The 25396-nt window shown below is 61.8% G+C and carries 29 protein-coding genes, 1 tRNA gene and 3 pseudogenes; 19 read left to right on the forward strand and 14 right to left on the reverse strand.

The genetic code is table 11. From position 1 onward, the window contains the following. Nucleotides 1-285, reverse strand: a 285-nt coding sequence (locus GOEFS_RS04910; protein ID WP_007316777.1) for an aldehyde dehydrogenase family protein, incomplete at its 3' end; no start/stop codon positions are given. A 48-nt stretch (nucleotides 286-333) separates the two neighbouring features. Then, complete coding sequence (locus GOEFS_RS23135) at nucleotides 334-516, reverse strand: hypothetical protein (RefSeq protein WP_138917885.1); 183 nt, start codon at nucleotides 514-516, stop codon at nucleotides 334-336. Nucleotides 517-569: 53 nt separating this feature from the next. Between GOEFS_RS23135 and GOEFS_RS04915 the strand changes: the two genes are divergently transcribed. Continuing rightward, entirely contained in the window at nucleotides 570-1109 is a 540-nt protein-coding gene (locus GOEFS_RS04915) for a hypothetical protein (RefSeq protein WP_245549770.1), read from the forward strand. Nucleotides 1110-1150: 41 nt separating this feature from the next. Here GOEFS_RS04915 and GOEFS_RS04920 read toward each other — a convergent pair whose 3' ends face one another. After that, complete coding sequence (locus GOEFS_RS04920; RefSeq protein WP_007316779.1) at nucleotides 1151-2104, reverse strand: GlxA family transcriptional regulator; 954 nt, start codon at nucleotides 2102-2104, stop codon at nucleotides 1151-1153. Between the two features lie 83 nt (nucleotides 2105-2187). Here GOEFS_RS04920 and GOEFS_RS04925 point away from each other — a divergent pair, with 83 nt between their 5' ends. The 3 genes from GOEFS_RS04925 to GOEFS_RS04935 all read left to right on the forward strand — a co-directional run bounded on the left by GOEFS_RS04925 (nucleotide 2188) and on the right by GOEFS_RS04935 (nucleotide 5367). Beyond that, nucleotides 2188-2376 (forward strand): hypothetical protein, encoded by a 189-nt coding sequence (locus GOEFS_RS04925; protein ID WP_040524521.1) that lies wholly within the window; start codon nucleotides 2188-2190, stop codon nucleotides 2374-2376. Nucleotides 2377-2537: 161 nt separating this feature from the next. After that, on the forward strand, nucleotides 2538-3983 hold the full coding sequence (locus GOEFS_RS04930; protein WP_245549771.1) for a hypothetical protein: 1446 nt from the start codon (nucleotides 2538-2540) through the stop codon (nucleotides 3981-3983). Nucleotides 3984-4017: 34 nt separating this feature from the next. Further along, the gene (locus GOEFS_RS04935) at nucleotides 4018-5367 is read left to right on the forward strand and encodes a DUF2252 domain-containing protein (RefSeq protein WP_007316781.1); all 1350 of its coding nucleotides are present in this window, start codon (nucleotides 4018-4020) and stop codon (nucleotides 5365-5367) included. A gap of 53 nt (nucleotides 5368-5420) precedes the next feature. On the opposite strand, the gene GOEFS_RS04940 is transcribed toward GOEFS_RS04935, so the two are convergent. Further along, the gene (locus GOEFS_RS04940; protein WP_007316782.1) at nucleotides 5421-5822 is read right to left on the reverse strand and encodes a DUF7144 family membrane protein; all 402 of its coding nucleotides are present in this window, start codon (nucleotides 5820-5822) and stop codon (nucleotides 5421-5423) included. Between the two features lie 104 nt (nucleotides 5823-5926). Continuing rightward, nucleotides 5927-7093, reverse strand: coding sequence for an AI-2E family transporter (locus GOEFS_RS04945; protein ID WP_007316783.1), 1167 nt, complete (start codon nucleotides 7091-7093; stop codon nucleotides 5927-5929). A gap of 120 nt (nucleotides 7094-7213) precedes the next feature. Here GOEFS_RS04945 and GOEFS_RS04950 point away from each other — a divergent pair. Then, a tRNA-Pro gene (locus GOEFS_RS04950) sits at nucleotides 7214-7287 on the forward strand. A gap of 81 nt (nucleotides 7288-7368) precedes the next feature. After that, on the forward strand, nucleotides 7369-7632 hold the full coding sequence (locus GOEFS_RS04955) for a hypothetical protein (protein WP_007316784.1): 264 nt from the start codon (nucleotides 7369-7371) through the stop codon (nucleotides 7630-7632). A 17-nt stretch (nucleotides 7633-7649) separates the two neighbouring features. Here the strand turns inward: GOEFS_RS04955 and GOEFS_RS22330 are convergent, their stop codons facing one another. Continuing rightward, nucleotides 7650-8741 carry a Gfo/Idh/MocA family protein gene (locus GOEFS_RS22330; RefSeq protein WP_007316785.1) on the reverse strand — a complete coding sequence of 364 codons (1092 nt, stop codon included), beginning with the start codon at nucleotides 8739-8741 and terminating at the stop codon, nucleotides 7650-7652. On the opposite strand from GOEFS_RS22330, the gene GOEFS_RS04965 reads away from it, so the two are divergent. Further along, on the forward strand, nucleotides 8740-9087 hold the full coding sequence (locus GOEFS_RS04965) for an ArsR/SmtB family transcription factor (RefSeq protein WP_007316786.1): 348 nt from the start codon (nucleotides 8740-8742) through the stop codon (nucleotides 9085-9087). The two genes, GOEFS_RS22330 and GOEFS_RS04965, sit on opposite strands and share 2 nt — an antisense overlap. Before the next feature lie 108 nt (nucleotides 9088-9195). On the opposite strand, the gene GOEFS_RS04970 is transcribed toward GOEFS_RS04965, so the two are convergent. Beyond that, nucleotides 9196-9543, reverse strand: a complete 348-nt coding sequence (locus GOEFS_RS04970) for an Lrp/AsnC family transcriptional regulator (RefSeq protein WP_007316787.1) — start codon at nucleotides 9541-9543, stop codon at nucleotides 9196-9198. 122 nt (nucleotides 9544-9665) lie between these two features. On the opposite strand from GOEFS_RS04970, the gene GOEFS_RS23590 reads away from it, so the two are divergent. Then, nucleotides 9666-9806 (forward strand): hypothetical protein, encoded by a 141-nt coding sequence (locus GOEFS_RS23590; RefSeq protein WP_211600645.1) that lies wholly within the window; start codon nucleotides 9666-9668, stop codon nucleotides 9804-9806. Further along, nucleotides 9739-10203 carry an RBBP9/YdeN family alpha/beta hydrolase gene (locus GOEFS_RS04975; protein ID WP_211600644.1) on the forward strand — a complete coding sequence of 155 codons (465 nt, stop codon included), beginning with the start codon at nucleotides 9739-9741 and terminating at the stop codon, nucleotides 10201-10203. Before GOEFS_RS23590 ends, GOEFS_RS04975 begins: the two co-directional genes overlap by 68 nt. Nucleotides 10204-10309: 106 nt before the next feature. Here GOEFS_RS04975 and GOEFS_RS04980 read toward each other — a convergent pair whose 3' ends face one another. Next, nucleotides 10310-11776 carry a DUF1254 domain-containing protein gene (locus tag GOEFS_RS04980; RefSeq protein WP_007316789.1) on the reverse strand — a complete coding sequence of 489 codons (1467 nt, stop codon included), beginning with the start codon at nucleotides 11774-11776 and terminating at the stop codon, nucleotides 10310-10312. Between the two features lie 235 nt (nucleotides 11777-12011). Between GOEFS_RS04980 and GOEFS_RS04985 the strand changes: the two genes are divergently transcribed. The 5 genes and pseudogenes from GOEFS_RS04985 (at nucleotide 12012) to GOEFS_RS05000 (ending at nucleotide 15905) form a co-directional block, all read left to right on the forward strand. After that, nucleotides 12012-12671: a GAP family protein gene (locus GOEFS_RS04985; protein WP_007316790.1), complete on the forward strand. Its 660-nt coding sequence runs from the start codon at nucleotides 12012-12014 to the stop codon at nucleotides 12669-12671. Nucleotides 12672-12909: 238 nt separating this feature from the next. Continuing rightward, on the forward strand, nucleotides 12910-13224 hold the full coding sequence (locus tag GOEFS_RS23915) for a hypothetical protein (protein ID WP_007316791.1): 315 nt from the start codon (nucleotides 12910-12912) through the stop codon (nucleotides 13222-13224). After that, nucleotides 13221-13604 (forward strand): annotated as a pseudogene (locus GOEFS_RS23920) (amino acid:proton antiporter); the annotation flags it as partial. The gene GOEFS_RS23915 and the pseudogene GOEFS_RS23920, both read left to right, overlap by 4 nt. Continuing rightward, on the forward strand, nucleotides 13597-14523 hold the full coding sequence (locus GOEFS_RS23925) for an MFS transporter (protein WP_138917886.1): 927 nt from the start codon (nucleotides 13597-13599) through the stop codon (nucleotides 14521-14523). The pseudogene GOEFS_RS23920 and the gene GOEFS_RS23925, both read left to right, overlap by 8 nt. Before the next feature lie 13 nt (nucleotides 14524-14536). Beyond that, nucleotides 14537-15905, forward strand: a pseudogene (locus GOEFS_RS05000) (dipeptidase). Nucleotides 15906-16235: 330 nt separating this feature from the next. Here the strand turns inward: GOEFS_RS05000 and GOEFS_RS05010 are convergent. The 4 genes from GOEFS_RS05010 to GOEFS_RS05025 all read right to left on the reverse strand — a co-directional run bounded on the left by GOEFS_RS05010 (nucleotide 16236) and on the right by GOEFS_RS05025 (nucleotide 21145). After that, complete coding sequence (locus GOEFS_RS05010; RefSeq protein ID WP_007316795.1) at nucleotides 16236-17150, reverse strand: aminoglycoside phosphotransferase family protein; 915 nt, start codon at nucleotides 17148-17150, stop codon at nucleotides 16236-16238. A 20-nt stretch (nucleotides 17151-17170) separates the two neighbouring features. Continuing rightward, nucleotides 17171-17536 carry a YciI family protein gene (locus tag GOEFS_RS05015; RefSeq protein ID WP_007316796.1) on the reverse strand — a complete coding sequence of 122 codons (366 nt, stop codon included), beginning with the start codon at nucleotides 17534-17536 and terminating at the stop codon, nucleotides 17171-17173. A gap of 89 nt (nucleotides 17537-17625) precedes the next feature. Continuing rightward, nucleotides 17626-18609 carry a metallophosphoesterase gene (locus GOEFS_RS05020; protein WP_007316797.1) on the reverse strand — a complete coding sequence of 328 codons (984 nt, stop codon included), beginning with the start codon at nucleotides 18607-18609 and terminating at the stop codon, nucleotides 17626-17628. 82 nt (nucleotides 18610-18691) lie between these two features. Further along, complete coding sequence (locus GOEFS_RS05025) at nucleotides 18692-21145, reverse strand: transglycosylase domain-containing protein (RefSeq protein WP_085949506.1); 2454 nt, start codon at nucleotides 21143-21145, stop codon at nucleotides 18692-18694. A 237-nt stretch (nucleotides 21146-21382) separates the two neighbouring features. Between GOEFS_RS05025 and GOEFS_RS22780 the strand changes: the two genes are divergently transcribed. Next, the gene (locus tag GOEFS_RS22780) at nucleotides 21383-21694 is read left to right on the forward strand and encodes a WhiB family transcriptional regulator (protein ID WP_040524524.1); all 312 of its coding nucleotides are present in this window, start codon (nucleotides 21383-21385) and stop codon (nucleotides 21692-21694) included. A 258-nt stretch (nucleotides 21695-21952) separates the two neighbouring features. On the opposite strand, the gene bagB is transcribed toward GOEFS_RS22780, so the two are convergent. Together bagB and bagA are read right to left on the reverse strand one after the other, a co-directional pair. Then, the gene (bagB, locus tag GOEFS_RS05035; protein WP_007316800.1) at nucleotides 21953-23053 is read right to left on the reverse strand and encodes an ArsA family ATPase; all 1101 of its coding nucleotides are present in this window, start codon (nucleotides 23051-23053) and stop codon (nucleotides 21953-21955) included. After that, nucleotides 23053-24105 (reverse strand): ATPase BagA, encoded by a 1053-nt coding sequence (bagA, locus tag GOEFS_RS05040; RefSeq protein WP_007316801.1) that lies wholly within the window; start codon nucleotides 24103-24105, stop codon nucleotides 23053-23055. The genes bagB and bagA overlap by 1 nt, the downstream gene beginning before the upstream one ends. A gap of 44 nt (nucleotides 24106-24149) precedes the next feature. Here bagA and sp36 point away from each other — a divergent pair, with 44 nt between their 5' ends. The 4 genes and pseudogenes from sp36 to GOEFS_RS05055 form a co-directional block, all read left to right on the forward strand. After that, entirely contained in the window at nucleotides 24150-24320 is a 171-nt protein-coding gene (sp36, locus tag GOEFS_RS23025; RefSeq protein ID WP_007316802.1) for a Sp36 family protein, read from the forward strand. Between the two features lie 5 nt (nucleotides 24321-24325). Next, nucleotides 24326-24796 (forward strand): RidA family protein, encoded by a 471-nt coding sequence (locus GOEFS_RS05045; RefSeq protein ID WP_007316803.1) that lies wholly within the window; start codon nucleotides 24326-24328, stop codon nucleotides 24794-24796. A 38-nt stretch (nucleotides 24797-24834) separates the two neighbouring features. Next, on the forward strand, nucleotides 24835-25047 hold the full coding sequence (locus GOEFS_RS05050; RefSeq protein WP_007316804.1) for an NfeD C-terminal domain-containing protein: 213 nt from the start codon (nucleotides 24835-24837) through the stop codon (nucleotides 25045-25047). 55 nt (nucleotides 25048-25102) lie between these two features. Continuing rightward, a pseudogene (locus tag GOEFS_RS05055) lies at nucleotides 25103-25396 on the forward strand (flotillin); the annotation flags it as partial.

Here is a 25396-nt window from a genome sequence, read left to right on the forward strand (position 1 = left end):
GTAGAAATCGTAGATCGCGGTACAGAAGTCAACCTCGCCCAACGCCTCGTCACGCGGCTTTCCCATCTCCCGCACAATGATGTCCGCGAGCTGTTCGCGACGTTCATGGTGCAGTGCGCCGACCTTTCGGATCAACTCGGCGCGGTCTGCGACTGACGTCGAGCGAACCCAGGACGCGGCATCGGACGCCGCGGTGATCGCGTCGGCGATTTCGGTGTCGGTGGCCGTCGGGTAAGTGGCGACGATTTCGCCGGTCGCCGGATCGGTGACTGCGTAGGTTGACATGGGATCTCCTGTCGGTGCGGTCCATCGAGATGACTGAATGATGGTCATCTACAGGCTAACCTTGCGGCCGTCTTCGGGCGGTGGATTGCCGGTCGAATTCTCGCGCCAGCTGGCGAGGCGGCGAAAGTCGAAGTGGAACAGTCGAATTCGCGGGCGGTCCAGTTGGTCGACGTCGAGTTGCCGCGTTGGTCGGCGGACTGGGCTCCGGACTCGACTAAGCACTCGCGACATCGCACCGACCGTAGTTGTAACACGTTCACCCTGCGGGCGGTACGGTGGCCGATGTGAACTTGTGGACATTATCGATGGGTCTTGGGTTGATCGCGGCGACCGTCGCGATCATCGCCTTTGTGCGGTACCGCGCACAAGAATCAACGCGATTGCTCGCCGATCTGGGCCTGTCGGAGCGCTTGCGGACCGTGGCCGGAGCCGATGCGGTACGGCTCGCCGCGGTAGATGAGTTCGAGACGGGCGTCTACCGGCGACTCTTCTATGCCGGCGTGGTCGGGCCGCGGGTGCGTAGTGCGGCCTGGTCGTTGCTCGGCCTGATCTTGGCTGTCGCCGCGGCGTTGGCGATCGGACCGCTCGATGGCGGGTCGGCGACCGCCGCATATGTGCTGGCCGGAATTTTCGCCGTCGGGTTTGGTGTAGCGGCCGCTGTCAATGCCGGCCTCGCGATTTACCACACCGCGGCCACTCCGCGAGTTTCATTCGATGAGTCGTCCGACGGTGCGGGTGAGGTGGCCACGGATGTGAGCGATGAACAGCCAGCCGACGATTTCGAACCCGTTGACAGCGCGAGCGACGACGACAAGAACGAGTAGCCGGTTTCAATGATCGCGAATGCCGTTGGCGCGGAGCGGCTTTAGCGTCCGGTGAATCGCTGACGGTAACTGCCCGGCGACACGCCGACCATTGCGCTGAAATGGTGGCGCAGCAAAGTCGCGGACCCGAAGCCGCATCGCGCCGCGACGTCGTCGACGGTGATCGTGGTCGACTCTAATAGCCGCTGCGCGTGCAGAATTCGCTGCTCGGTAAGCCAGCGATGCGGTGGCACACCAACTTCGTCAACGAATCGTCGCGCGAAGGTGCGCGGGGACAGATGAGCGCGTTTGGCAAGGTCGTTAACCGCGATGTCGGAATCGAGGTTCTCGATCATCCAAGTCAAAGTTTCGCCGAATCCGTCGGAGTCACAGGCCGGTATCGGGGCTTCGACGTACTGCCGTTGTCCGCCGTCTCGATGGGGTGCGACAACCATTCGGCGGGCGATGCGATTAGCGATATCGGGTCCGAATTCCTGCCGCACGATATGCAGCGCGGCGTCGATGCCGGCCGCCGTGCCGGCGCTGCTGGTGACCGGCCCATCGTCGACGAACAGGACATCGGTGTCTACGGTGACGTTAGGGAACTGCCGCGCCAGCTTTTCGCCATACATCCAGTGGGTGGCGGCTCGTCGGCCGTCGAGGATTCCCGCGTGCGCGGCGAGAAAAGATCCCGAGCAAACCGTGAGCACCCGTGCACCGCGAGCGACTGCTGCCCGCAGTACTTCGAGCGATTCTTCGGTGTAGTCGCTGCCGCTGGTGCTGCCGGCCGGGATTGCGACGAGATCGGCTCTCGCACAGACCGAGAAGTCGTAGGGCGGGGTGACTTGAGCGCCGTTACCGGCATCGATCGGCACGCCCGCCTCGGGGCCGCACACCAACATCTCGAAGGATGGCACGCCATCGCCGGTGCGGTCGATACCGAATACCTCGTTGATCACGCCATATTCGAACAGTGCGACCCGCTTTTGCAGGAGTACGGCGATGGTCCGAAGCATACCGACCAGTATGGCAGATTATTTACGAACAATGTCAATCCAGCCACTGGTGGCAGGATCTTCGCATGGACATAGTTAATGCCATGACCTCCGTAATCATTTTCAGCATTCTTGTCCCACTCGTAGTAGTCACGGTGGTGATCGTGTATCGCGTCGAGCGGCGAACCGAACGAATCTCACGGGTGCCGCTATCCCGGTTGGCCGGACCCGACTCCGTGCGGGTGGCGGCAGAACTTGACGCCCTCCTAACGATGCGTCGAGATGGCGGATAGTCCACCGGGCATTCGACGTAGTGGAAGCTGATACCTTGTTGGCGTCGAAGGTTGCGCTTGGCCACGACACGAGCTGATAGAAGCCGGGTGATTTCCGGCAGTCGAGATGCGGAGGTCGGTCCAACGATATGGAGGGGCATCGGAGGCTGACACGGTTTCGAATGATCGCCGCTGTGGTCGGCGTGGTCGTAGTGGTCATCGCTGTGGCGGTGGCCGCGACCGTGGCTAGCCGAAGTGTTCAGGAGCCCAGTGCCGAGTTATCCGACGAGTCGACACGAGTGGTGTACGGCGACCCCAACGTGCCGACGTCGGTGTTAGCGAGCCGGGAACTCTTTTCGAGTGCGCCCACGGTAGTCATCGTCGGTCCGCGAGCAGACGATGCCGCTAGTCGGGCGGCCGGGGAAACGGCGGAAAAACTGCGGATCCCGGTGTTTGCCTACGACGCCGGCAGTACCGACGCGGTGCGCGGCGAATTGGCCCGGCTCAACGCACGCAGCGCCGTGCTGGTTGGCGATGCGACTGATTCTTTTGGTCTGGCAGCGGTCGCGGAATCGTCTGCGAAGAAAGCTGTTTCGGTAGTGCCGGATGGACGTCGGGTGGTGGTGCTGATCGCTGCTCCGGAACAAGACGCACTTGCGACGATCGCCGCCGCGGGCGCGGTCGGCGCCGACGCGAGCGGCGGGGACCCGCGGTCGAGTAGTTCGGCCGTCGAGGTGCTCAAGGCTGACCCCGCCGCACAAGTCGTGGGTATCGGCGGCGAATTCGGTACCGCCGCACTACTTTCCGATCGAGTCGTAGCATCTCGACGGGCACTCGAACTGCCGGGCGGTGGACTTACCGTCTTCCCGGGACGGCGCATGATCGCGCTGTACGGCTCGCCGAACTCTCCATCGCTCGGGCCGCTTGGTCGACAAGACTTGCCGGCAACGATCGCCAGAGCCAAACGTGTTGCTGCGCAATATGACTCGGTGAGCAAGGAGAAGGTGATTCCGGCCTTCGAAATCATCGTGACCGTGGCGTCGGCGTCGCCGGGGCCAGGCAATAACTACACCTCGATCATTGATCCCGCGGTCATTAAGCCGTGGGTGGAAGCGGCGGGCAAGGCCGGCATCTACGTGACGCTGGATTTGCAGCCCGGCCGGATGGACTTTCTGCGTCAGGCCAAGATGTACGAATCGCTGCTCAAGTTGCCCCACGTTGGGCTCGCATTGGATTCGGAGTGGCGTCTCAAGCCCAACCAAGTGCATCTGACGCAGATCGGTTCGGTAGAGGCGGCCGAGGTAAACCGAACCTCCGCCTGGCTCGCAGCGCTGGTGCGCGACAACGGATTACCGCAAAAGGTGCTCATCTTGCACGAGTTTGATTCGGATATGTTGGCCAACCGGCGTGCGATCAATACCGCACATCCAGAGTTGGCGATGGTGATCCATGCTGACGGGCACGGGACGCCGCCGGTCAAAATGGGTACTTGGAACCGATTGATTACCGATTTGCCGCCGAATGTGTGGATGGGGTGGAAGAATTTCTATACGGAAGACCACCCGACGTTCACCCCGGCACAGACGATGCGTGTCGCGCCCGCCCCGTGGTTCGTTTCATACCAGTAGGTCACCGAAAGCGGTGTCCGGCTAGGAGATTTCGATGGCCACGCAACTCACCGACCTCGCACTCGTGCCACAGTTGGCCGATCGTCGTAGCGCGGTCGATATCCTGACCGAACAAGCCGCCAGCCGAGTTCGGGAGCTCGTGCCGGTGCGGTATGCGCGAATGGTGGCCACACCGTTCACTTTCTATCGCGGCGCGGCGGCGGTGATGGCGGCCGACCTTGCGGCAACACCGAATTCGGGAATCCGCACCCAACTGTGCGGGGACGCGCACCTGTCGAACTTCGGCCTGTTCTTTACACCGGAACGGCGAATGGCCTTTGATCTCAACGACTTTGATGAGACGTACCCGGGCCCGTTCGAATGGGACGTGAAGCGGCTCGCCGCGAGTTTCGTTATCGCCGCGCAGGCCAACGGGCTCGACGACAAGGACGCACGGGCCGTAGCCTGCCGATCGGCACGTTCCTATCGAAAGTCGATGTCGCGCAGCGTCGCCGAGTCAACCCTGGAATGTTGGTACGCACACGTGAATGCCGACGAAGTCATCGCGGATATGGGAGAGAAGCTCGACACCGCGGCCGTCGAGCGGACGCGCAAGTTTCTGAAGAAGGCTCGGCACCGGGACAGTGTGCAGGCGTTGTCCAAACTATGTGTCGTGACCGACGGCGTCGCGCATATCCGCAGCGATCCGCCGCTGCTGGTCCCGATTCACGAACTGTTCGGCGAGCAGGACGCGCAGATGCTGGCCCGTGAGCTGACGCGTCGGCTGGGAGAGTATCGAGCCACTCTGGCGCCGGAAATCGCACAGTTGCTTGATCAGTTCACCTACGAGGAGGCGGCCCGCAAGGTGGTGGGTGTCGGCAGCGTCGGAACTCGGGCGTGGATCGCCCTCCTGGTGGGCCGTGACTTGTCAGATCCACTGTTTCTGCAGATGAAAGAGGCTCAGGAGTCGGTCCTGGCCAGATATGTGCCCGACGGGCCGTCGTTCGATAATCAAGGTCGGCGCGTCGTCGACGGTCAGCGACTGATGCAGGCGGCCAGCGACGCGTTCTTGGGTTGGCAGTCGGGTCTGGACCCCGAGGGAATTCCGCGCGACTTCTACGTCCGGCAACTGCGCGATGGGAAAGGTTCGGTTGTCATCGAAGCGCTGGAACCGCGGGGCCTCATGCTGTACGCCAAGTTGTGCGGTCGGGCGCTCGCACAGGCCCACGCGCGCACTGCCAGCAGGTACGCGATCGCCGAATTCATCGGTCGCGGAAGGGCTTTCGAAGATGCGATCGCGGACTTCGCGGTCGCTTATGCGGCGATCAACGTCGCCGACCACTCCGAGCTGGAGAAGGCTATCGCTGACGGTCGGGTTCAAGCGGCGCAACTGCCAGTGGGGTGAGCCACCGAAAAGGGCCGGTCCATCGACGTCGATGGACCGGCCTTTTTCGGTTGTTATAGCGTCTCGGTGCGCCAGGTCGAGACAGCCCAGATCACCAGGATGTCGACGGCGATGACCAGGATGGCCCACAGCGGGTAGTACGGCAGCCAGAGGAACTGCGCGATGATCGATAGCGACGCGATGATAATCGCGGCGACTCGTGCCCATGCCGATCCTAGTGCCAGTCCGAATGAGACGGCGATGCCGATGATGCCGAGAATCAGATGTATCCAGCCCCATGCGGTGAGGTCGAAGGAATAGATGTATTCGGGTCCGGCGATGAATACGTCGTCATTCGCGATCGCGGAGATTCCTTGAAAGACCGCGAGAAGACTGGCCACGAAAAGGAGTGCCGCCGCACCGATGGTGATACCGGCGGCGAAGCCATTCTTGACGGGGGAGGGTGAGGTTGTCATTGTTCTTACCTTTCGAATGGGTGACCTGGAATCAGTATCGGACTTTTCGGGCTGCTGGGGTGATTAATCAATCATTCGTAATCCTTGGTGTAGCAGTGTTTGTTTCAGGGATTCGTATCACGTTGAATGGAAGTATCCGACACGCTGCCTGATGCGGAGTTGACGGGCGGTCGCCTTTCGACGTTTTCACTGTCGACCTGTTCGGCAGTCTTCACCGAATCGGCGAGAAGGATATCGGCCCACCGTGTAGCGGGATCGATATCGATCAGTAGGCCCTTGGTGAGGAGAGTGAGCGGGACGGCCAGGATTGCACCGAGGGGTCCGATGATCCACGACCAGATAATCAAGGAGAGGAAAGTCAGCGTCGTCGATAGGCCCACCGCGTCGCCGACGAATTTGGGTTGGATCACCGATTGAAGTAGCACGTTAATCGCGCTGTACACCACGATGACCAGGATCATCTTGCTCACGCCACCGTCGAGCAGACCGAGTAGGGCAGGTGGGATGACGCCGATAATGAATCCGATATTCGGAATGTAGTTGGTTATGAACGAAAGCAAACCCCAAAGTATTGGAAGCGGAATTCCTAATGCCCACAGGGCGCCCGAATCGAGTACCGCAACGATAAATCCGAATACCGTGGTTACGATCAGATACTTGCGCGTGCCCGCTGCGAAATTGTTAAACGCGGAGGCGATGTCGGGCCGTGAGCGGGCGAGTATGTTCATACGTTCGGAAACGCCGATGGCGTCGACCGCCATGAATAGTGCCACCACTATGACGAGAATCAATGCCGAGGTAATCGATGCGACGCTGCCGAGGATGTCTTCGACCGCGCCGATGATCTTACTCGAATCGATATTCGACAACATCTTATGTACGTCATCGGAGCTGACGCCGTGATCGACAAGAAAATTGCGAAAGCTGCCTACTAGATCGTCGAACTTATCTGAGTACTCGGGCAGAATGGTGGCGAGTCGGGCGATCGAGAAGACGATCGAGCCGAACAAGGCGATCAGGATCGCGTAGACCGAACTTAGGACGGTCAGGAAAGCGAGCCACCGTGGGCAGCCTTTGCCGCGCAGCCATCGCCCGGCCGGATGCACGGCGATCGTCAACATCAGCGCGAGAAATACCGGTCCGACGATGCCGGCGACCGACTTGATCCCGGCGACGGTGACCACGAGACCGGCGACGCTCACCAGGACGATGAGACCACGCGGTAGTGACCACTGGGGTACCGCGGCCGTCGTCGCCGGACGCTTGCTCATGCAGATGATTATGGTCGGATTAAAGGGGCGCTCAGATCATCCGCAGAGGGTGAATTCGAGGCGATGACCAGCCGATTTAGCCATCCCTGCGGCCTGCGGTAAGCTTTTCCAGGCTACACACGGGGTGTGGCGCAGCTTGGTAGCGCGCTTCGTTCGGGACGAAGAGGTCGTGGGTTCGAATCCCGCCACCCCGACGCTTTGGTTGAGAAGCAGTAGAGGCCCCTGACCAGTGGGAACATTGGTCGGGGGCTTCCTCGTTTGTGAGGTGGGCGGCGATGAGATTCGATGATGTCTATTTCTCCGCAGAGGACCGGTACTCGATTGGCGTAGAAGCTGATTCGGGCCGCTACTACATCTCCATACCGGTCAGCAATGGAATCGTTGACTACGAGGAGTATTACGCGATCGACCCCGAACGGTACCTGCTGTTCGTCGGAGACCGAGAGGCCGCGATCCCGTTCGTCGAAGCGTGTCGTCGGCATGAACACGACGATCTGTTGATTCAGAAGCCAGGCACCAATCGTGGTACGCCGATCTAGGTGGAGGCGTCGGCAGATTAAGTCACCTGCTCAGTTACGCCGAACTTGTCGAGGATCTTATGGAAGGTAACCGCGCTATCTGCTCGTGGGACAAGTGCTGTCCCACAAGTGATGTCGTCACGTATCGCTCGATAAAGGTATGACGGGTTCCGGGCTGCGAGCGGCAGTTCAGTCGGCGGCGCGGTGAACGTTTCGACACCGGCTTTGGTCGTGACCTGCGCCGACCAGTCCGCCATCTGCGGCTGACGCAGACGTAACTCGTCCTCGGCGATGGTGCGAAGTGTCACCCGGCCCGCCGAGCCGACGATGGTGATCTCGGTGCCGGGATCGATGTCTCCATCGGTGAAGGAAACTGTCGCAAGTCCCGGATGAATATTGAGATGGCCGCTGATGACGTCGGGACTGGTGGCCTCGATCAGGCCGCCGTCGGCCGAGACGTGGCTTCTGTGTACGAGTTTGGCCGTTCCCGTGGCGCTCGCCAGCGAATCTGGCATGGATCCCAACGCGGTGAATAGCGCCGAGAGTGTATGCCCGCCAAGGATTTCCAGTGTCCCGGCCCCACTGCGTACGTCGAGTGTGTACGCCGACGACGCCGGAACAGGCTCTTTGCTAGCCCGCGACGCCCTCGCCGTGACGCTTAATACCGTGCCGATTCTGCCTTCGGCAATGAGCCGGCCGGTCTGCGTCAGTACCGGGTTGGCGGCCGCTTGGAGTCCGACGAACGCGGTGATGTGATTCTCCGCGAACACTTTTGCGAGCTGGATCGCCTCTGCGGTTGATACGCCCATCGGCCATTCGCACAGAACAGGCTTGTGGGCCGACACGATCTGTTCGATGACGGCCCGGTGTAGGGGAGCTTTCACCGAGACGGTGATCAGGTCCACCTCCGGGTCGGACGCAAGATCGGCCGCATCGGTGTACCAGCGGTCGATGCCCCACTTCTCAGCGGTCTGCTTGGCCGACTCGCTTCTGGAGGTGGCGACTGCTCCGAGGCGAAGCCCCGGCGTTTTGGTCAATGCGGGGAGGTGTGCGACATCTGCCCAACCGGAGGCGCCAATTACGCCGACTGATAGTTCCCGGCCTTGTGGGTTCGAATATTCTGGAACCATGGCTAAGAGCGTACCGGATGGTTCGAGAAATTTGGAACCAGTTTCCCGGCCCGATCCCGAGTGGGTCGCTAAGGTCCTGCAGGCACTCTCCGACCCGGTGCGGCTGGAGATGGTGCGTCGACTGCGCGACGGCGGTCCGAACCAGGGATGTAGCGACCTTTACGACAATCTGCCGAAATCAACTGCCTCCTATCATTTTTCGATTCTTCGGAGCTGTGGACTCATCGAGCAGCACGATGTAGCGGGTCGCCGGCTCAACACTCTGTGTGACGATTTCGTAGAGCAGTCCGCACCAGGGTTGCTCGCCGCCGTTTACGGATCGTCGGTTGAAAGCGAATCCGAATGAGTCAGACTCTCGGTGACTTTGCCGCCCCGAGCGCCTTCGTCGGATAGGCGTGCAGCACCAACGATGTGGTGACCGGCCCGTAGCGCGCGAGAGAATCGACCACGGTCTCTAGCCTCCCGCGTCGCTGCAATGGGTATCGAAGATCAGGCAGTCCTCGCCGGTAACTCTCAGCGTCGAGGCGAGTTCCGGTGTCCGCGAAGCGAGCTCAAGCGCTTTCGACAGCTGAGCGTGCGTGGTCCGCAGGCGAATGACCGCGTGGATATTGAGGCCCAGTGCCAGCGGGTCGACGACGGCGCGGCAGCCGGTGATGATCCCAGCTTTCTCCAGTCGGGTGATGCGCGCGCTGGCAGCGGGCTGGGACAATCCAACCTGGCGTCCCACCTCCGCGCCGGTAAGTCGCCCGTCGTGTTGGAGAAGTTCGAGGATGTCGCGGTCGATTCGATCGAGTGATTTCATCTTCTTCTCCGAACATCACGTTGGTTTCATTCGCAAGGATTTGTTAGCAGAACTGATTCCAGCACACTTTGAGCACGATGGCGGCTCGCGCGTCGAATCATACGAATGAGACGGTGGGAATAGTGGTCGCATACGTTGTCATACCCGGTATCGACGGATCGGACGAGAAGCCCTGGCAGACCATGTGGGGGACGAGTGGGACCGGCCGCGGTACGCATCTCGCCGACGTCGTGGTCTGCGCCCGACTTGACGAATTGGGTTGACTCCGTTCAGGTTGCCTATGACCGCGCCGTGGAACGAGACCCCGATGTCGTCCTCGTTGCTCACAGTCTCGGTTGCTGGGCCGCATCCGGTTGGCTAGCCGCGAACCCAGGTCGATCGGCGCGAGGTGTATTCATGGCGGCGCCGCCAGACCTGAACGGTCAGAACTTTCCGCGGGAGGCAGCTTCGACCTTCCTTGATGCACCGGCAGATCCGTTGTCGTGCGCCAGCGTGGTAGTCGCTAGCGCGAATGATCCTTATTGCACTGTCGATGTCGCCGCGACGATAGCCGCGGATTGGGGCTCGCCGGTACATGTGGCGGGCAGTCTGGGGCATATCAACTCGGCCAGTGATACGGCTGGTGGCATGACGGCAGGACATTGCTGGACGCGTTCGTAACGCGCCGACGGTAGCGTCTCGAAATCTGTTGAACGCGCAGGAACGGTCTGGGTGGTTGTTAGATTTCGATCGAGCTTGGCGGCGCCGTAACCGCCAATGACGTTGGCTAGGAGACCTTGACGAAGTCGCCGAGCTTGTACTTGTGATCGAAGAACTCCTGCTTTGGCCCGTAAAAGCGAAACAGGCTAAACCATCCACGACCGGGAACAGTTCGAAGCCAGTTCCGGGCGCCTGTGGGAGGCGTCGGTCCGACCGTGAGGGTGATGGATCCGTCATCGTTGAGATCGAGATCATTCATTCCGTTCAGCGACGGATACTCCTGTCCGTCAGCGTCGACACCCGCGGCGGTTTCGGCGTCGTACACGGTGACTGACCAAAATAACCCGGCCGGCGGGTTCGGTGGCAACGTAATCGTATAGGTATTCTCGCCGCGTAAGTATTCGCCGTCGCTGTCTTTGTAGGCGTCGCCGTACTTCGCTCCCATCCCAACGACCGACGACATCATCCCGGTACTGATCGAGTAGTGGTTGACGAACATATGGAGCTTCGCATCGACGTCGGTATGTTTTGTCGTCCGGTCGCGCCACTCCTCATCGAGGACAGTGTGCATGAAGTCGTCGGGGTCCGTCTTCACGTGCGCCACCCAATGCCGATCTGACCACCAACGCGCGCGATCCTCCTCGTCGTAGCTGGCGGCGACGGTTTTCGCCATGTTCCACGCAGTGCGGGCCGCGTGGTCGAGCAGAGTGCGTTGCCGGTCCGACGGCGCAAACACCGTGCCCTTGCTGATCCCCAACGCCGCTAGGACGCCATGCATATAGGGATCGGTTCGATCGACTCGCTCGCTCTGAACGAAGTCGGCGAGTGCATCGAAGTAGCTGGCGTTCCGCGTAAACAAGGCATCGACCGGTACTTCGGAGACATGTTGATACGTCATCGGTTTCGCATCACCGTTGTACGGCCGAACGATGATCCCCTCCACCGACTCCACGCCCGGTGAGAGGTCGTCGACAGACTGGAAGAATCCCCGCGCGAAGATAAACACACCGTTCGTGCGGCTGGTGAACACGAAGTACTCGTCCTGGTCGATGAGGCCGTCGTAGTCGTCTGGGATGATCAGGTACTTGCCGCCACGGCCTCGGTCCGGTCCTGGTATGCCGACGTCACCGAGGTATTGGAAGCCGTCGATGAGCGGCCCCGTCAACGGCCGATGCCAGAAGTCGTCGAGCAAGGCCTGGAGCTTCGGTGGCGCCTCAATGACCAGCGGTCCGGTCACACTCAGATCCGCGAAGGTAAGGCCATAGATTAAATCCGAGTTTGGAGTGGTGATCAGCGTCGTGGGCTTCAGGCGCTGCTCGGGAACTGACATTACGTTGTAGCCGGACCCCGATACCGTCTCTAGCCCCCGCTTCATTGCCCACATATTCATCGCCGGCAGTGCCCACAGATACGCTTGCACCGCGCGCTGGAAGAACAGCTCATCCTCGAGTTGCTCCCGCGCATCGGGTGCCGGATAGCCGCCGTCGATCGTCGCCGCGGCCAAGTCGGCGAACCGGCCGAAATTCTCGGACATGAAACAGAACCCTCTCGTCGCACCTAGCCGCCCTGACCCGCACCTGTGACGATGCTCGCTAGGCTGACAAATCACCTCACCCCGACCGGATGAAAACGGTCTGCTCGACGGGCTGACTACCCATGGAATTGCCGGGTCCGTGCGACCTAATTCGAGGCGCCTCATACTTCATGGGTGATTCGTCGGTCGGCCAACAGAGATAATCTCGGTTGGTACGGCCGAGACAGGAGTGACGATGGGCACTGTGATTGGGGACCTGTTGCCACTGGCGATCGGCGTTGCGGTCTCGCCCGTTCCAATCATCGCGGCGATACTTATGTTGCTGGGCACGCACGCCCGAACCACCAGTATTGGTTTCGCTATCGGTTGGATCATCGGAATCGTCTCTGCCACAGTCATATTCGTCCTAGTGGGTGCGGCCATCGATACCTCGTCAGGGCCGTCCCGCGCGTCTTCGTGGATCAAATTGGTGCTCGGCTTGCTGCTGCTGCTTCTCGGAGTTCGTGACTGGCGTGTTCGTTCTGCGGTTGCGGCGTCGCCAAAATGGATGGCGGCGATCGACGATATGAAGCCCCCTGCTGGATTCGGAATTGGCTTTGTATTGGCCGCGGTGAACCCGAAGAACCTAATGCTCTGTGCCGCAGCCGGAGTCGACATCGGTACTGGCGGACTGTCGGGCAGGGCCGTCCTAACTGCCATTGCGTTGTTCGGTGTGATTGCCGCGTCGTCGGTGGCCGGACCGGTGATTGCCTATCAGGTTGCCGCAGACAGTCTGGCAGGCGCCCTCGATGCGCTGAAGGAATGGCTGCGGGCCAACAACCAGGCGGTCATGGCGGTATTATTCCTCGTTCTTGGAATATCGTTGTTGGGCAAGGGGATCGGTGGACTGACTTAGCATCCGGTCCTCAACTCTCGCGCCGATCGCTGAGCTCGATCGCATTGTCGGCAGCGGATATTGCCGACATCGGTGCGACTATGACGTCGTGTCGCCGTACCAGCGCGACGAAACTTCGAGCGGAGCTATAGAAGCGGGGTCTCGCTTCACCCGCTTTGGGTGATGTGGCCCCGCGCGCCCGGTGCGACGTTGTATCTGGCGGTCACACCCATCGGCGGAGCAGAGTAAGGGGCCGGATATGGCTGAGGACACGGTAACTCGCGACGGTTCTTCAGTCGGAACAGTGCGTCCCGCAACGAATTACATAACCTGGACCGCGTTGGCATTGATGACCGTGTCGTCAGTCGCCAGCTTGCGACCGGCCCCGACGATGGCGGTCTACGGCCTCGCCTGCGTATTCCTCTATGTACTACCGGCCATCGTGTTTCTCGTACCGACCGCGCTGGTGTCCGCCGAACTCGCATCTGGATGGTCCGGCGGTGTCTATCGCTGGGTGACAGAAGGTATTTCGCCAATATGGGCTTCGCCGCTGCCTAGCATCAATTCGCGATGACGATCTTCTACTACCCGACGCTGTTGTCTTTCGTCGCGAGCACCCTTGCCTACGTTATCGACCCATCGCTCGCGTCTAGTGGCGTGTTCACCGCGGTCGTGATCATCGTCGTCTATTGGGCGGGCGTGCTCCTCGCACTGCGCGGCGGCATCGGAGTTATCGCGAAGCTGGCATCTAGCGGAGTGCTGGTTGGCACACTAATTCCTGGCGTGCTTCTGGTGATGCTGGGAATTGTCTTTCTGCTGCAAGGCAATCCGTCCGCGGCACCGATGGGTGGTAGTCACATTTTCCCGGCCTGGACCGGGATCGTCAGCATTGTGCTGATCGTCAGCAACTTCGGCGCCTACTCCGGCATGGAGATGAACGCCGTGCATGTCAACGAACTTGAGAAGCCGGAAAGGCAGTTCCCGCGGGCAATGTTCTTGGCCGGCGGGATGGTCGAGTCCATTGGTCATCTCGCTCTTCGTCGGCGCGGCGGTGCTCGCGGTCGCATGGGTAGTCATCGAACTCAAAGTCAGATCACCGCTGGTGGACCTGTCGCTATTTCGACTACGTACCTACGACGGCGCGCTCACCGCAAATCTGACGATGAACCTGGCCTACGCGGGGCTGAGCTACGTCCTGGTGCTCTGGTTGCAAAGCGCCCGCGGGTACAGTGCCGTCACTGCGGGAATCCTGATGCTGCCAGCGGTAATCGGAATCTTTGGCTTCATCCCGCTGGGTGGCCGGATGGATAGCAGACTCGGCGGCCGGACACCGGTTCTCATCGGGTTGGTGGTGCTCGCGTTCGGGATGGCAATGTTGGGCGCGCTACACGGCGACAGCACGATGTGGTTGATCTCTGGCGCGCTTGTCGTCATCGGTGCCGGCCTTGGGCTGCTGTCGACTCCGGTATCGAATACGGCGGTTGGAGATGTCCCCGGCCGACTTTCAGGTGCCGCGGCTGGCGTATTCAAGATGTCGAGCATGGTCGGGGGTGCGCTGGGAGTCGCGTTGGTGAGCGCCATCGCTCGTGCCTTGACGATCTCTGATTCTCAACGCGCGGTTGCTGATTCGGGACTGACGCCGGGCGAGACCGACCGGGCGCGGGCCGCGCTGGTCAATTCGACTTCGTTCGCCGACGCGTTAGGCCGACTACCCGCCGAGTTGCAGAAGAAGGTGACCGACGCGGTCGTCATCGCGTTCACTCACGGAATCGCGGTCACTACGATCGTCACAGCGGTATTCATCGCACTCGCCACTGTGGCAGTGTGGTTCCTGTGGCCGAGTAAGCGTGAATCCTCAAGTACGACAACATAGATAGAGGTGTCCGATGACTGACGACGCGTTGCGTGCGCGAGTACGCGACCTAATGCCGCGGGCGAAGGCGGATCTAACCGAGATGGTTGCCTGCCGGTCGGTTCACAATCCCGAGCAGTCGCCGCCGGCGGAGTGCGAGAAGATGGTCGACTGGTTGCGGAAGGCATTCGGCGACTTGGGATTTGCCGACGTCGAAGCGCACGAGACGAGCGATGGCAGCAAGGCGGTTACCGGCCTTCTGGCGGGACATGACGATGCGCCTACCGTGCTGCTCTACTTCCATCACGACGTGCAACCTCCGCTCGGCGACGACGAATGGGAGTCTCCGGTATGGGAACTCACCGAACGCGATGGCCGCTGGTATGGGCGCGGCACGGCTGACTGCAAGGGCAATGTCGCGATGCACCTCACCGCCCTCCGGGCGCTCGATGGCGAGATACCGCTGAATATCAAGATCGCCGGTGAAGGTTCCGAAGAACAAGGAACTGGCGGTATGGAGAATTTTGTCGCTAACAATCCGGAGATATGCGCTGCCGATGTGATCCTGGTGTGCGACTCGGGCAACTTCGCGGTTGGCCGACCGAGTCTGACAACCACCCTGCGGGGGATGGTCAACGTCGTTGTGACAGTCGAAACCCTTTCCTCGGCAATGCATTCCGGCATGTTCGGGGGAGCGGCGCCGGACGCATTGGCCGCGCTGATCGCGATGTTGTCGACGCTGCACGATGCACAGGGCAATACGACAATTGCAGGCCTGGACAATACCGCGACGTGGCCGGGTGTGGACTATCCGATTGACGCGTTCCGCGCAGATGCGAATGTGCTCGACGGTGTCGATCTACTCGGTTCCGGTCGGGTGTCGGATATGGTGTGGGCTCGCCCGGCGTTGACGGTGTTGGGTATCGACTGCCCCTCGGTCCTCGGGTCGTCGGCCGCCATTGTGCCGAAATCGCGCGCGCGCCTTAATCTCCGAGTGCCACCGGGGATGGATGTCAACCGTGCGCAGGATGCGTTGATCGCTCAGCTCACCGATGTGGCGCCGTGGAATGTTCGCGTCTCTATCGAACCCGAGGCGGCCGGTGCCCCGTTTGCCGGCGCGACGTCGGGGCTCGGGTACGACACCATGGTCGACGCGATGAAGGATGTCTACGCGGTTGACGATGTGCTGCTGATGGGGCAGGGCGGTTCGATTCCGCTGTGCAACGTCTTCGCCGATACCTTCCCGGACGCCCGAGATCATGCTTATCGGCGTCGAGGAGCCACGGTGTCTCATACACGCGCCAAATGAGAGTGTTGACCCGACTGAGATCGAGAATATGGCGCTCGTCGAGGCGACCTTCTTGCGCGAGTACGCCAAGCGTTGGGCGGCTAATCGGGGTTGACGGGCGGCTGAGCGGTGCTGATTGATTTGGGCGACTTGGTATTTCGGCCGGCGGGGGTCTCGATACACGCGCGTCTCGCTGCGCTCGGCGAGCGCACTCGACCATCGGAGGCGGGCCGGCGAGCGCACTCGACCATCGGAAGGTGGGCCGGCGAGCGCACTCGACCATCGGAGGTGGGCCGGCGGAGGTCTCGATACACGCGCGTCTCGCTGCGCTCGGCGAGCGCACTCGACCATCGGAAGTGGGCCGGCGAGCGCACTCGACCATCGGAAGGTTGGCCGGCGGAGGTGCCGGCGGGGTCCTCGATAATCGGAAGGGTGGCCAAAAGCCTTACGGTTGAACCGCTTTCGCGACTGTAATGCACTGAGTGATCCAGTCGTGGTCGTCGGTATCGAGAGCTCGGTTGACACGCTGTGCGTCCTCGACGGCCCAGTGCGCGTTGAGGATCATCCGAACCACAACCCAGTCGCGGGCGCGGCTCTCGTCGAGACCGGCGGCGTCGACGACGGTGAAGAATCGTCGTGCGATGCCCGCGCGTGCGTCGTCGGCAATCTCGTCCCATCGGTTCCACAGCAGTGGTGCCAACTCGTAATGCCGATCGCCCGACATCGGATTGGGATCGATGGCCAGCCACGGTTCCCGTTGCGCGGCAAGGACATTCTCGTAGTGCAGGTCGCCGTGAATGAGCGTGCCGACGGACTCGGGGTCGTCAACGAACTCCTGCCCGCGACGAAGCGTTTGATCGATAAGTCGTCGCGGTACCGGTACGCCAGACGCATCGTGTTTCAGCGCGTCGAGCCACCGTTCAAGATATCCGGTCAGCGGTCGAAATTGCGGCGTCGCGGGGCGGTGTAGCCGCGCGTATAGGCCCGCGGTGATCGCGCATGCCTCTACGTCGGGTCGACTCGATAGGTCCGCCTCATCGAGCCGCTCGATCAATAATGCACGACGCTGCGGTTCAGCGCGGAATAGCCGCACGGCGCCGTTACCGGCCCACTGTTGTAATGCGAGCCCTTCGAATTCTGATTCGTCGTCGCCGTCGAAGCCGACTTTCAGCACAGCGTCCGTGCCGTCCTCGGTCACGACGGGTGCGACGACCGACGCGAAACCGTGCATCGACTCGCCGACGACGCGCAGCCGCCACTGCGCGAGCAGATCGTCGCACAGTCGAGGTAGGCGGTCGAGCCAGTCTGACCAATCGGGGCCCAGGCGACGCTGAGACTGTAGGCCGGCGGGGATGTCCACGCCGCCAGCCTAGCCGGGAACTACTCCGGTCCCTCTTGCAGTGCGCGCACCTCGATCTTGGATTGGCATGCGGCAGAAGCCTGTTCGGCCCATTTCACGGCAGTCGCTTGGTCGGTCGCCTCGATGATCCAAAACCCGCCGACGTATTCCGTCGCTTCGACAAATGGCCCCGGAGTATGCGCGATGCTGTCACCGGTGGCATCGACGGTGATAGCTGTTGACGGTGGGTGGAGGCCACCCGCTGTGACGAAAGCGCCCGCGGCCATCATGTCGTCGTTCACTTTGCCGACCGCGGCCATCACCGCTTCCAACTCAGTCGGATCCATCGTCGCCATCGTCGGTTCTTCGGCGGTGTCGTGCGGAACGGTCAAGAAATACTGGGTCATTGTCTGCTCCCTGGTGAGTGGTCGTGAATGTTCACAAAGACAGACAAAACGTGCGCCGAAAACTCACCGGTCCCGCTGAACCCCGCAGGCTACGTGAGTTCCGACGCTAACTGCGGTAGCGATTGTTCGGCGTCGAAGTCGGCGTCGCCGTGACTCACCGCGGTCAGTGTCAGCAGGGTCACCTCGGGGCGGCAGCAGAATCGTGCCGGCGCATATGGTGAGGTGCCCAACCCGGCGCTGACGTGTAGCTTCATCGACGCGCCCCAGTTGGACACGCCTTTGACGCGGGAGCGGTCGATCTCGCAGTTGGTGACGAGTGCGCCGTAGAACGGTAGGCACAACTGGCCACCGTGAGTATGACCGGCCATCACAAGGTCGTAGCCATCGTCGGCGAACCGATCGAGAACGCGCGGTTCGGGTGAGTGGGTAAGGCCGAGCCGCAGATGTGCGAGCGGGTTGGGCCGGCCAGCGACGGTCTCGTAGCGGTCGCGGTTGATATGCGGATCGTCGACGCCGGCGGCGGCGATTCGGACCCCGTTGACCTCCAACTCGCGAACCGTGTGGGTGGCGTCGAGCCAACCACGCTCGGTGAAGGCCGCCCGCAAATCTTGCCAGGGAAGCGGATCTCCGTGGATCCGCTCATGGTCTGACTTGAAGTACTTGAATGGATTCTTCGGCTTTGGGCCGAAGTAGTCATTCGACCCGAAGACGAATAGTCCGGGCTGCGACAGGAGGCCGCCGAGCGCCTGAATGACAGACGGAACGGCTGCCGGATGGGACAGATTGTCGCCGGTGTTGACCACCAGGTCTGGTTCGAGTGCTTCGAGTTCGGACAGCCAAGCTTGCTTGAGATGTTGCCGCGGCAACATGTGCAAATCCGACAGGTGTAGGACTCGCAGCGGCGAGGCGCCTGGTTCCAAGACGGCAAGAGTGTTGTGCCGCAACGCAAATGCGTTGCGCTCGATCACCGTCGAGTAAACGAGCCCGGCCGTCGCGAGCCCAGCTGTACCGACGGCGAGACGTGCGCCAGCGGAAGTGGGCGCCAGCAATTTGGTCAGTGCATCCGAGTGCATCTCACTAGGATACTGAACGACGTCAAACCTGGTCGGATATGACGATCCGCGTTACCTGGCAATTACACCCAGGTGGACGTGGTTATCCAGGTATCTGGATAACCACCGGACCGACTCCGGGCACCTGCACGGTGGTCTTGGTCGGCCCGGTTCCGCCGTCCGCGGCTTTGCGACCGTTGCTCACGTAGATCGTGATCGTCGAACCGGGCATCGCCGAGTCCGATGGGGCTGTGAACACGACCGTTCCCTGTACCTGCCCACTATCGACGTCGAGCTGGGTCACCTTGAAGCCGGCTTCCTGCAGTCGGGAGGTCGCCTGACTGGCGTTGAGTCCGGTCACCGACGGTATTCGCCCACTGTTGGACCCGGCTACGAATCGTGGGTCGTTCGGTGGGAGCCGGGTGGGGCCGAACTTGTTGGCTACCGGCAACATCGCGGAATACCAGGTTCGAGCGGGCTCCATGCCGCCGTAGAGCGTGCCGTCGTAGCACTGGCGCAGTGGGCCGCTGCAGATCCCCGACGGATTCGGGCCGTCGTTGTAGGCATAGGTTGCCGCCGCGAGACGGTTGGTGAAACCGAGGAATGCTGCCGAGCGGTGTGCTTCGGTAGTACCGGTCTTTGCCGACACCGGCAATGACCACCCGGTTGATCCGGCGGCCGCCGCCGATGTGCCGCCGCCCTTGTCGTCGAAACTCATGGCGTTGGCCAGCGCATTGGCCAGCCCCGGCTCGACAACCTGTTCGCACTTGGGAGCGTTGAATGGAACCGTCGCCAGTGCCGGACGGTTGTCGGCGCCCATCACCACGTTGCCGTATCGATCGCGTTTGACCTTGCTGATCGATGCGATGGGGTTCGGCGGGCACCAGGTACCGCCGGAGGCGAGGGTGGCTGCCACGTTGGACAGCTCTAACCCGTTGATCGGCACCGGACCGAGTGTGAACGAACCGAGATTGCCGTCCTTCACGTACTGCGCGACGCTCTTTTCGCCGAACCCCGAGGTGCCTGGCGAGTTATAGGACCGCATGCCCAGTCGTACCGCCATGTCGACCGTCGGCTTGACGCCGATCTGCTGAAGCAATTTGACGAAGGCGGTGTTGGGGGACTGTGCCAACGCCTGGCTGATTGACATCGTCGCGGGGTACTTGCCGTCATTCTTGACGCAGTAGGAGTTCGCCGGACAGCCATTGGAACCACCGCTGTTACCCATGCCTTCGACAGCCACGAAGCCGGGGACCGGAATCGACGACCCGGTGCCCAGCCCCTTCTCCATCGCGGCGGCAACGGTGAACACCTTGAAGACCGATCCCGCGCCGTCGCCGACCATCGAGAATGGCTGTGGTTGCATCGTCTGCCCGGCCTTGATGTTGAGGCCGTAGTCGCGGCTAGAGCCCATCGCGAGGACGTCGTGGGACTGTTTGCCCGGACGGACCACGCTCATCACCTCGGCGACGCCGTCGGCGCTTGGGCTGGCGTTGGCCTGCAGTGAACGGACCGTCGAGCGCTGGACTTCGGGGTCAAGCGTGGTGCGGATGATGTAGCCGCCCCGCAGCACCGAGTTTCGGGAGAGCCCGTTCTCGGCGAGGAATTGCAATGCGTAGTCACAGAAGAAGCCGTTGTTACCGGCGGCGATACAACCCTGCTTGGCGCCCCTCGGCGTGGGCAGCACACCGAGCGGGGTGGCTTTTGCCGCCACCAGCTCGGCACGACGTGACGGGAAGTTTTCAATCATGGTGTCGAGCACGGTGTTTCGACGTTCGAGCGTTGCCTTGGGGTTGTTGTAGGGGTTCAACGCCGAACTCGACTGCACCATCCCGGCGAGCATCGCGGCCTGCTCAACTTTGAGATCCTTCGCCGGAATCCCGAAGTAGGTTTGCGCGGCTGCCTCGATGCCGTAGGCGTTGCTGCCAAACGGCACGACGTTCAGGTAGCGCGTGACCACCTGCTTCTTAGCCTCTTGTTTGGCGGCGGCGTCGGATAGCCCGCGGTCGCGCTTGGCCTGATCGGCCAGCGTCTGCTCCAGCGTCAACGCCATTCGGACCTCACGCAGCTTGCGCGCGGGAGTGGTCTCGATGGCGGCGTTCTTGTCTGCCTCGGTGCGGGCGAGCACCAGCAGCTGATAGTTCTTGATGTACTGCTGGTCGAGCGTCGACGCTCCCTGCTGCACTTCGCCCGACGACGAGTTCTTCAGCGCGGCGCGAATGGTTCCCTTCCAGTCGACGCCATCGTGCTCGAGGAAACGTCGGTCCTCGATGGAGATGATCGCGCGGATCATGTCAGGCGAAATGTCGTTGTAGCCAACCTGTAGGCGGTACTGGTCATAGAGCAGCGCAATCGGCTTGCCAGCGGCGTCCGTCATCGTGGTGACCTCGGGAACGGTGCCGTTCAACAGCTCCGACGACACGTTCTCCACCGCACTGGCCGCGCGATTAGACGCGACGCTCAGACCGCTGACGACGGGAAACAGGAGACCGGCAACCAAGACACCGGCCAGTAAACAACACCCGGCAATCGGTGCGAGTTTCTTCACAAACGACACGTCCCACAGGATACGTTGCGTGGCTGACGTTCCGCGGGAGCGTAGCCCAATGTGTGACCGCTTAGTGCCCTGGCCTGCACTGATTGCAGAAGTTCGCACGGTCGTGCCATTTTCTTCCGCTCAGGGCTTGCAAATTTGAGTGATCCATACCTAGATTGTCTGCAGAGTGTGACTCACATAACACTTCAAAAGCGGGATGTGGGCGTGTGTGTACAACTAGAGAGTAGGGGTCTAAGGATGACGTCAGCGACAGTGACGACCGGAGAAACCGAGGCTCGGCTAGCGTGGGTTTCCAACGCCAAATGCCGGGGCGCCGATCCAGATCAACTTTTTGTCCGCGGTGCGGCGCAGCGCAAGGCGGCCACTATCTGCCGGCACTGCCCAGTTCAACTCGAATGCGGAGCCGATGCCCTCGACAATCGTGTCGAGTTCGGCGTTTGGGGCGGCATGACCGAGCGTCAGCGCCGCGCTCTGCTCCGGCAACATCCAGAAGTAACTTCCTGGGCCTCCTTCTTCGAGGCTCAACGTCGGCGGCACCGCACGGCCTAGCTGGTTCGGCTTCCGTCGAGAGTGGGTGCCCGCGGGACGTGATTGGTGCGTGGCCAAACTGGTTGGCGCACATCCCGATTCGACGACGTCCTAGCTTGCTCTGGGCGCAGAAGTTGCGGCGACTGTGCTAGTATTAGCAGTGCAGACCCCCCCACACCTGTGGATAAGGGGGTCTCGCTGTTTCTGGGACTAGATCCATGATGTCGGCGCGGTATGACAAGTTCAGGCTGGAGGCCGACACCCGAGGTATCTGGGTCCCTACCCTCTGCTGGTTATCTGCTGCGCGACGGCCCGCAGCGCATCCTGATCGGCGACCTCGAACGGCAGAGCCGGAACCCCGACGATCGGCACGCCGGGATGCGCCGAGGTAAACCGTTGCAGCACACGCAGTTCGCGTTTGCCGGTGGCCGAGCGGTCCAGGTGTATCTGCAGGGCACCACGCGCGAGTTCGTCGGTCACCGACTCCAGAGTCGACGCTGCCGCAGCATCGGAAATACCGGTCAACGATGGATGGGTGCGGTTGAGGATCAAGCCGGCCAGCGGCATGCTTTCGCTCGACAGCCGGTCGACGAAGAACGCGGCCTCCCGCAGTGCATCCGGCTCAGCTGCTGCTACGACGGCGAACTGGGTACCGGCCTGATTGAGCAATTCGTAGGTCTTGGTGGCCCGCTCCTGGAAACCGCCGAACATCGAATCCAGTGACTGGACAAATGTCGCGACGTCGCGCAGGGTATCGCCGCCGATGATGGTGGAGACGCCGCGCATCGCGATACTCACCGCGCCGGTCACCACCCGCCCGACGCCGCGTCCGCCGCCGATGAGTACCTTCATCAACCGGCCGGACAGGAATGATCCCAGGCGTGCGGGGGCATCGAGGAAGTCCAGCGCGTTTCGTGACGGCGGGGTATCGACGACGATCAAATCCCAGCGGTCCTCTTCCAGGAGTTTGCCGAGTTTCTCCATCGCCATGTATTCCTGCGTGCCGGAGAACGACGACGCCACCGTCTGATAGAAACTGTTCTCCATGATCGAGGCCGCGCGCTCGGGGGTGGAGTACTCGATGACCATGTCGTCGAAGGTGCGGCGCATGTCGAGCATCATCGCGTCGAGACTGCCCGCGCCGTCACCTTCCAGGTCGACCGGCTGCGGCTCGTTGGTCAGCGACGTCATCCCCAGCGACTGCGCGAGTCGCCGCGCCGGGTCGATGGTCAGTACGGCTACTTTGCGTCCACGCTCGGCCGCGTAGAGTGCCATCGCGGCAGCCGTCGTCGTTTTACCGACTCCGCCTGCGCCGCAACAGATTACGACACGGGTTTGGGGTGACATCAGGATCGACGCCATCTTCAGATCGAGGGGCATCACGCACCAGCCTTCCGCAGCGTCTCGGCGAGTTCATAGACCGAACCGAGATCGCCTTCTTCCAGATTCGGCAATTCCAGCGTCGGAACTTCGACGTCGTCGAGCTGAGCCCGAGCCACCTGCTGGGCCTGCAGACGGGTGGCATGCTCGATGGTTTCGGTGAGCAGACCGGCGAAGTCCTCGTCGGATAGTTCCAGGCCGGCCGCGGCGAGGTTTTCTCTGATGCGCGCGGCGTCGACTGTGCCGGCGGCGATCTCGTCGACGTCGTCGGTCGGCAGATGAGTTGGTGCTACTCGGTTGATGATCAACGATCCCAGCCGGAGTTCTTTGGCCCGGAGTTCCTCGACTGCTTCGACCGTCTCCTGGATCGGCATCGCCTCGAGCAACGTCACCAGGTGCACCACGGTTTCGTCGGAGTGCAGCAACCGCACCACGCCGTCGCTCTGATTGCGGATGGGGCCGGTCTTGGTCAGCTCGGCCATCGCGGCGGTGACGTCGAGGAAGTTGCCGATACGTCCGGTCGGCGGCGAGTCCACCACGACGGCGTCGTAGAGGAGCTTGCCAGGTTTACGCGCGGTGCCCTCGGTGGCGATGATCCGTTCCTTGATCTTGCCAGTGAGGATCACGTCGCGTAGGCCGGGAGCCACCGTCGTGACGAAGTCGATGGCGCCGATCTTGCGCATCGCCCGCCCGGCGAAGCCGAGGTTGTAGAACATGTCGAGGTATTCCAGCAACGCGAACTCGATGTCGATCGCCAGCCCCCACACTTCGCCGCCGCCCTGCGCCGTCGCGATCTTCTGATCGGTCGGCGGCAGTGGTGCGGTATCGAAGAGTTGGGCGATGCCTTGCCGGCCTTCGCACTCGACGAGCAGGACCTTCTTGCCCGACGATGCGAGGGCGAGAGCTATCGCCGCGGCGACTGTCGTCTTCCCCGTGCCTCCCTTGCCCGACACGAAGTGCAGCTTGGCGCGCACGGCCGCATCTGGCCAGGAATTATCCTGCGTTGTCGTCTGCTCGGCGGATGTTGCGCCTTCCGCATTGTCGTTGACCACGGGTCAACCCTATATATACCTCTCATACCGATACTCTGGAGACCATGACAACACCTTCAGTGACGGCCTGGGAGTACGTGACCGTCCCGCTCCTTACTCATGCGACCAAGCAAATTCTCGACCAGTGGGGTGCCGACGGCTGGGAGTTGGTGAGCGTGCTTGCCGGACCAACCGGTGAGCAGCATGTGGCCTACCTCAAACGGCCGAAGGGCTGATCGCGATGGGTCAGTGGTCGCAGCGCCTGGCAGATTTGAATATCACCTTGCCGCCGGTGGTACCACCGCTGGCCAGCTATGTACCCGCGGTGCGGACCGGCAATCTCGTCTATACCTCGGGGCAGGTGCCGATCCACGACGGCGAGCTAATCGCGCACGGCAAGGTCGCCGACGGAGCCGAAGGAGTGGTCAAGCCCGACGAAGCGGCTCTTGCCGCGAGGCAGTGCGCGCTCAACGCGTTGGCCGCGATCGACTCGCTGGTTGGCATCGACTCGATCGTTCGGGTCGTCAAAGTCGTCGGCTATGTGGCATCGGCCCATGGCTTCTCCGGTCAGCCCGGCGTCATCAACGGCGCCTCGGACGTGATCGGCGAGATCTTCGGCGACGCGGGTATACACGCGCGGTCGGCGGTCGGGGTCAGCGAGCTTCCGCTCGGTGCGCCGGTCGAGGTCGAACTCATCGTGGAGGTCAGCTAGCGCACGGCAGTTGGCGATAGGCCGAATGGGGTGAGCCGGTGATCTCCTTAGTTGGTGCGACGGGGGATGTCACTATCGCGATCGGCGGCGGTACCTCGCTCGGTGAGGTCGAGTTATTCGTCGGTGGGGGAAGCGAACGTTTTCTCGCCCAGTGCCCATATCCGCTCGACGTTGGCGAGTCCGTACTCGTCATCGGGGTGGAGCCGGGGCGAGTGGTGGATGTCGAGCGGTGGACGGTGCCCGGAATCTGAGCCCGGGGCGGCATCGCGGTAGTTACGTTATGACGTTGTAAACAAAGGAGATTCAATGCTCGGCTATCACGTTCCAGAACCTGACGAGGCGATGATCATTTCAGGTAAAAAGGGTGGCGATGACGGCGCCCCGTTCGATGTCGTTGTGGGACACGGCAAGTGGGTCATGCCCGTATTCCGCAAAGTCCGCTACCTGTCGATGGCGTTGCACGAAGCGCAGATTCGTGAAGTTTGCGTGACCACTCAAGGTATTCAGCTCAACGTGCGCGCGGTGATCGCCCACAAGGTTGGCGGCGACATCGCATCGATCGTCAACGCTGGCCAGCGCTTCATCTCCGAAGACGAGACC

The organism is Gordonia effusa NBRC 100432 (genome assembly GCF_000241305.1).
Classification (GTDB): domain Bacteria; phylum Actinomycetota; class Actinomycetes; order Mycobacteriales; family Mycobacteriaceae; genus Gordonia; species Gordonia effusa.

Excerpts from the sequence above, each read along its gene's own strand:
- GOEFS_RS23135 (WP_138917885.1), bottom strand. The coding sequence starts at position 516 with ATGTCGCGAGTGCTTAGTCGAGTCCGGAGCCCAGTCCGCCGACCAACG.
- GOEFS_RS04920 (WP_007316779.1), bottom strand. The coding sequence starts at position 2,104 with ATGCTTCGGACCATCGCCGTACTCCTGCAAAAGCGGGTCGCACTGTTC.
- GOEFS_RS04925 (WP_040524521.1), top strand. The coding sequence starts at position 2,188 with ATGACCTCCGTAATCATTTTCAGCATTCTTGTCCCACTCGTAGTAGTC.
- GOEFS_RS04930 (WP_245549771.1), top strand. The coding sequence starts at position 2,538 with ATGATCGCCGCTGTGGTCGGCGTGGTCGTAGTGGTCATCGCTGTGGCG.
- GOEFS_RS04935 (WP_007316781.1), top strand. The coding sequence starts at position 4,018 with ATGGCCACGCAACTCACCGACCTCGCACTCGTGCCACAGTTGGCCGAT.
- GOEFS_RS04940 (WP_007316782.1), bottom strand. The coding sequence starts at position 5,822 with ATGACAACCTCACCCTCCCCCGTCAAGAATGGCTTCGCCGCCGGTATC.
- GOEFS_RS04945 (WP_007316783.1), bottom strand. The coding sequence starts at position 7,093 with ATGAGCAAGCGTCCGGCGACGACGGCCGCGGTACCCCAGTGGTCACTA.
- GOEFS_RS04955 (WP_007316784.1), top strand. The coding sequence starts at position 7,369 with ATGAGATTCGATGATGTCTATTTCTCCGCAGAGGACCGGTACTCGATT.
- GOEFS_RS04965 (WP_007316786.1), top strand. The coding sequence starts at position 8,740 with ATGGCTAAGAGCGTACCGGATGGTTCGAGAAATTTGGAACCAGTTTCC.
- GOEFS_RS22330 (WP_007316785.1), bottom strand. The coding sequence starts at position 8,741 with ATGGTTCCAGAATATTCGAACCCACAAGGCCGGGAACTATCAGTCGGC.
- GOEFS_RS04970 (WP_007316787.1), bottom strand. The coding sequence starts at position 9,543 with ATGAAATCACTCGATCGAATCGACCGCGACATCCTCGAACTTCTCCAA.
- GOEFS_RS04980 (WP_007316789.1), bottom strand. The coding sequence starts at position 11,776 with ATGTCCGAGAATTTCGGCCGGTTCGCCGACTTGGCCGCGGCGACGATC.
- GOEFS_RS04985 (WP_007316790.1), top strand. The coding sequence starts at position 12,012 with ATGGGCACTGTGATTGGGGACCTGTTGCCACTGGCGATCGGCGTTGCG.
- GOEFS_RS23915 (WP_007316791.1), top strand. The coding sequence starts at position 12,910 with ATGGCTGAGGACACGGTAACTCGCGACGGTTCTTCAGTCGGAACAGTG.
- GOEFS_RS23925 (WP_138917886.1), top strand. The coding sequence starts at position 13,597 with ATGTCAACGAACTTGAGAAGCCGGAAAGGCAGTTCCCGCGGGCAATGT.
- GOEFS_RS05015 (WP_007316796.1), bottom strand. The coding sequence starts at position 17,536 with ATGACCCAGTATTTCTTGACCGTTCCGCACGACACCGCCGAAGAACCG.
- GOEFS_RS05020 (WP_007316797.1), bottom strand. The coding sequence starts at position 18,609 with ATGCACTCGGATGCACTGACCAAATTGCTGGCGCCCACTTCCGCTGGC.
- GOEFS_RS22780 (WP_040524524.1), top strand. The coding sequence starts at position 21,383 with ATGACGTCAGCGACAGTGACGACCGGAGAAACCGAGGCTCGGCTAGCG.
- bagB (WP_007316800.1), bottom strand. The coding sequence starts at position 23,053 with ATGCCCCTCGATCTGAAGATGGCGTCGATCCTGATGTCACCCCAAACC.
- sp36 (WP_007316802.1), top strand. The coding sequence starts at position 24,150 with ATGACAACACCTTCAGTGACGGCCTGGGAGTACGTGACCGTCCCGCTC.
- GOEFS_RS05045 (WP_007316803.1), top strand. The coding sequence starts at position 24,326 with ATGGGTCAGTGGTCGCAGCGCCTGGCAGATTTGAATATCACCTTGCCG.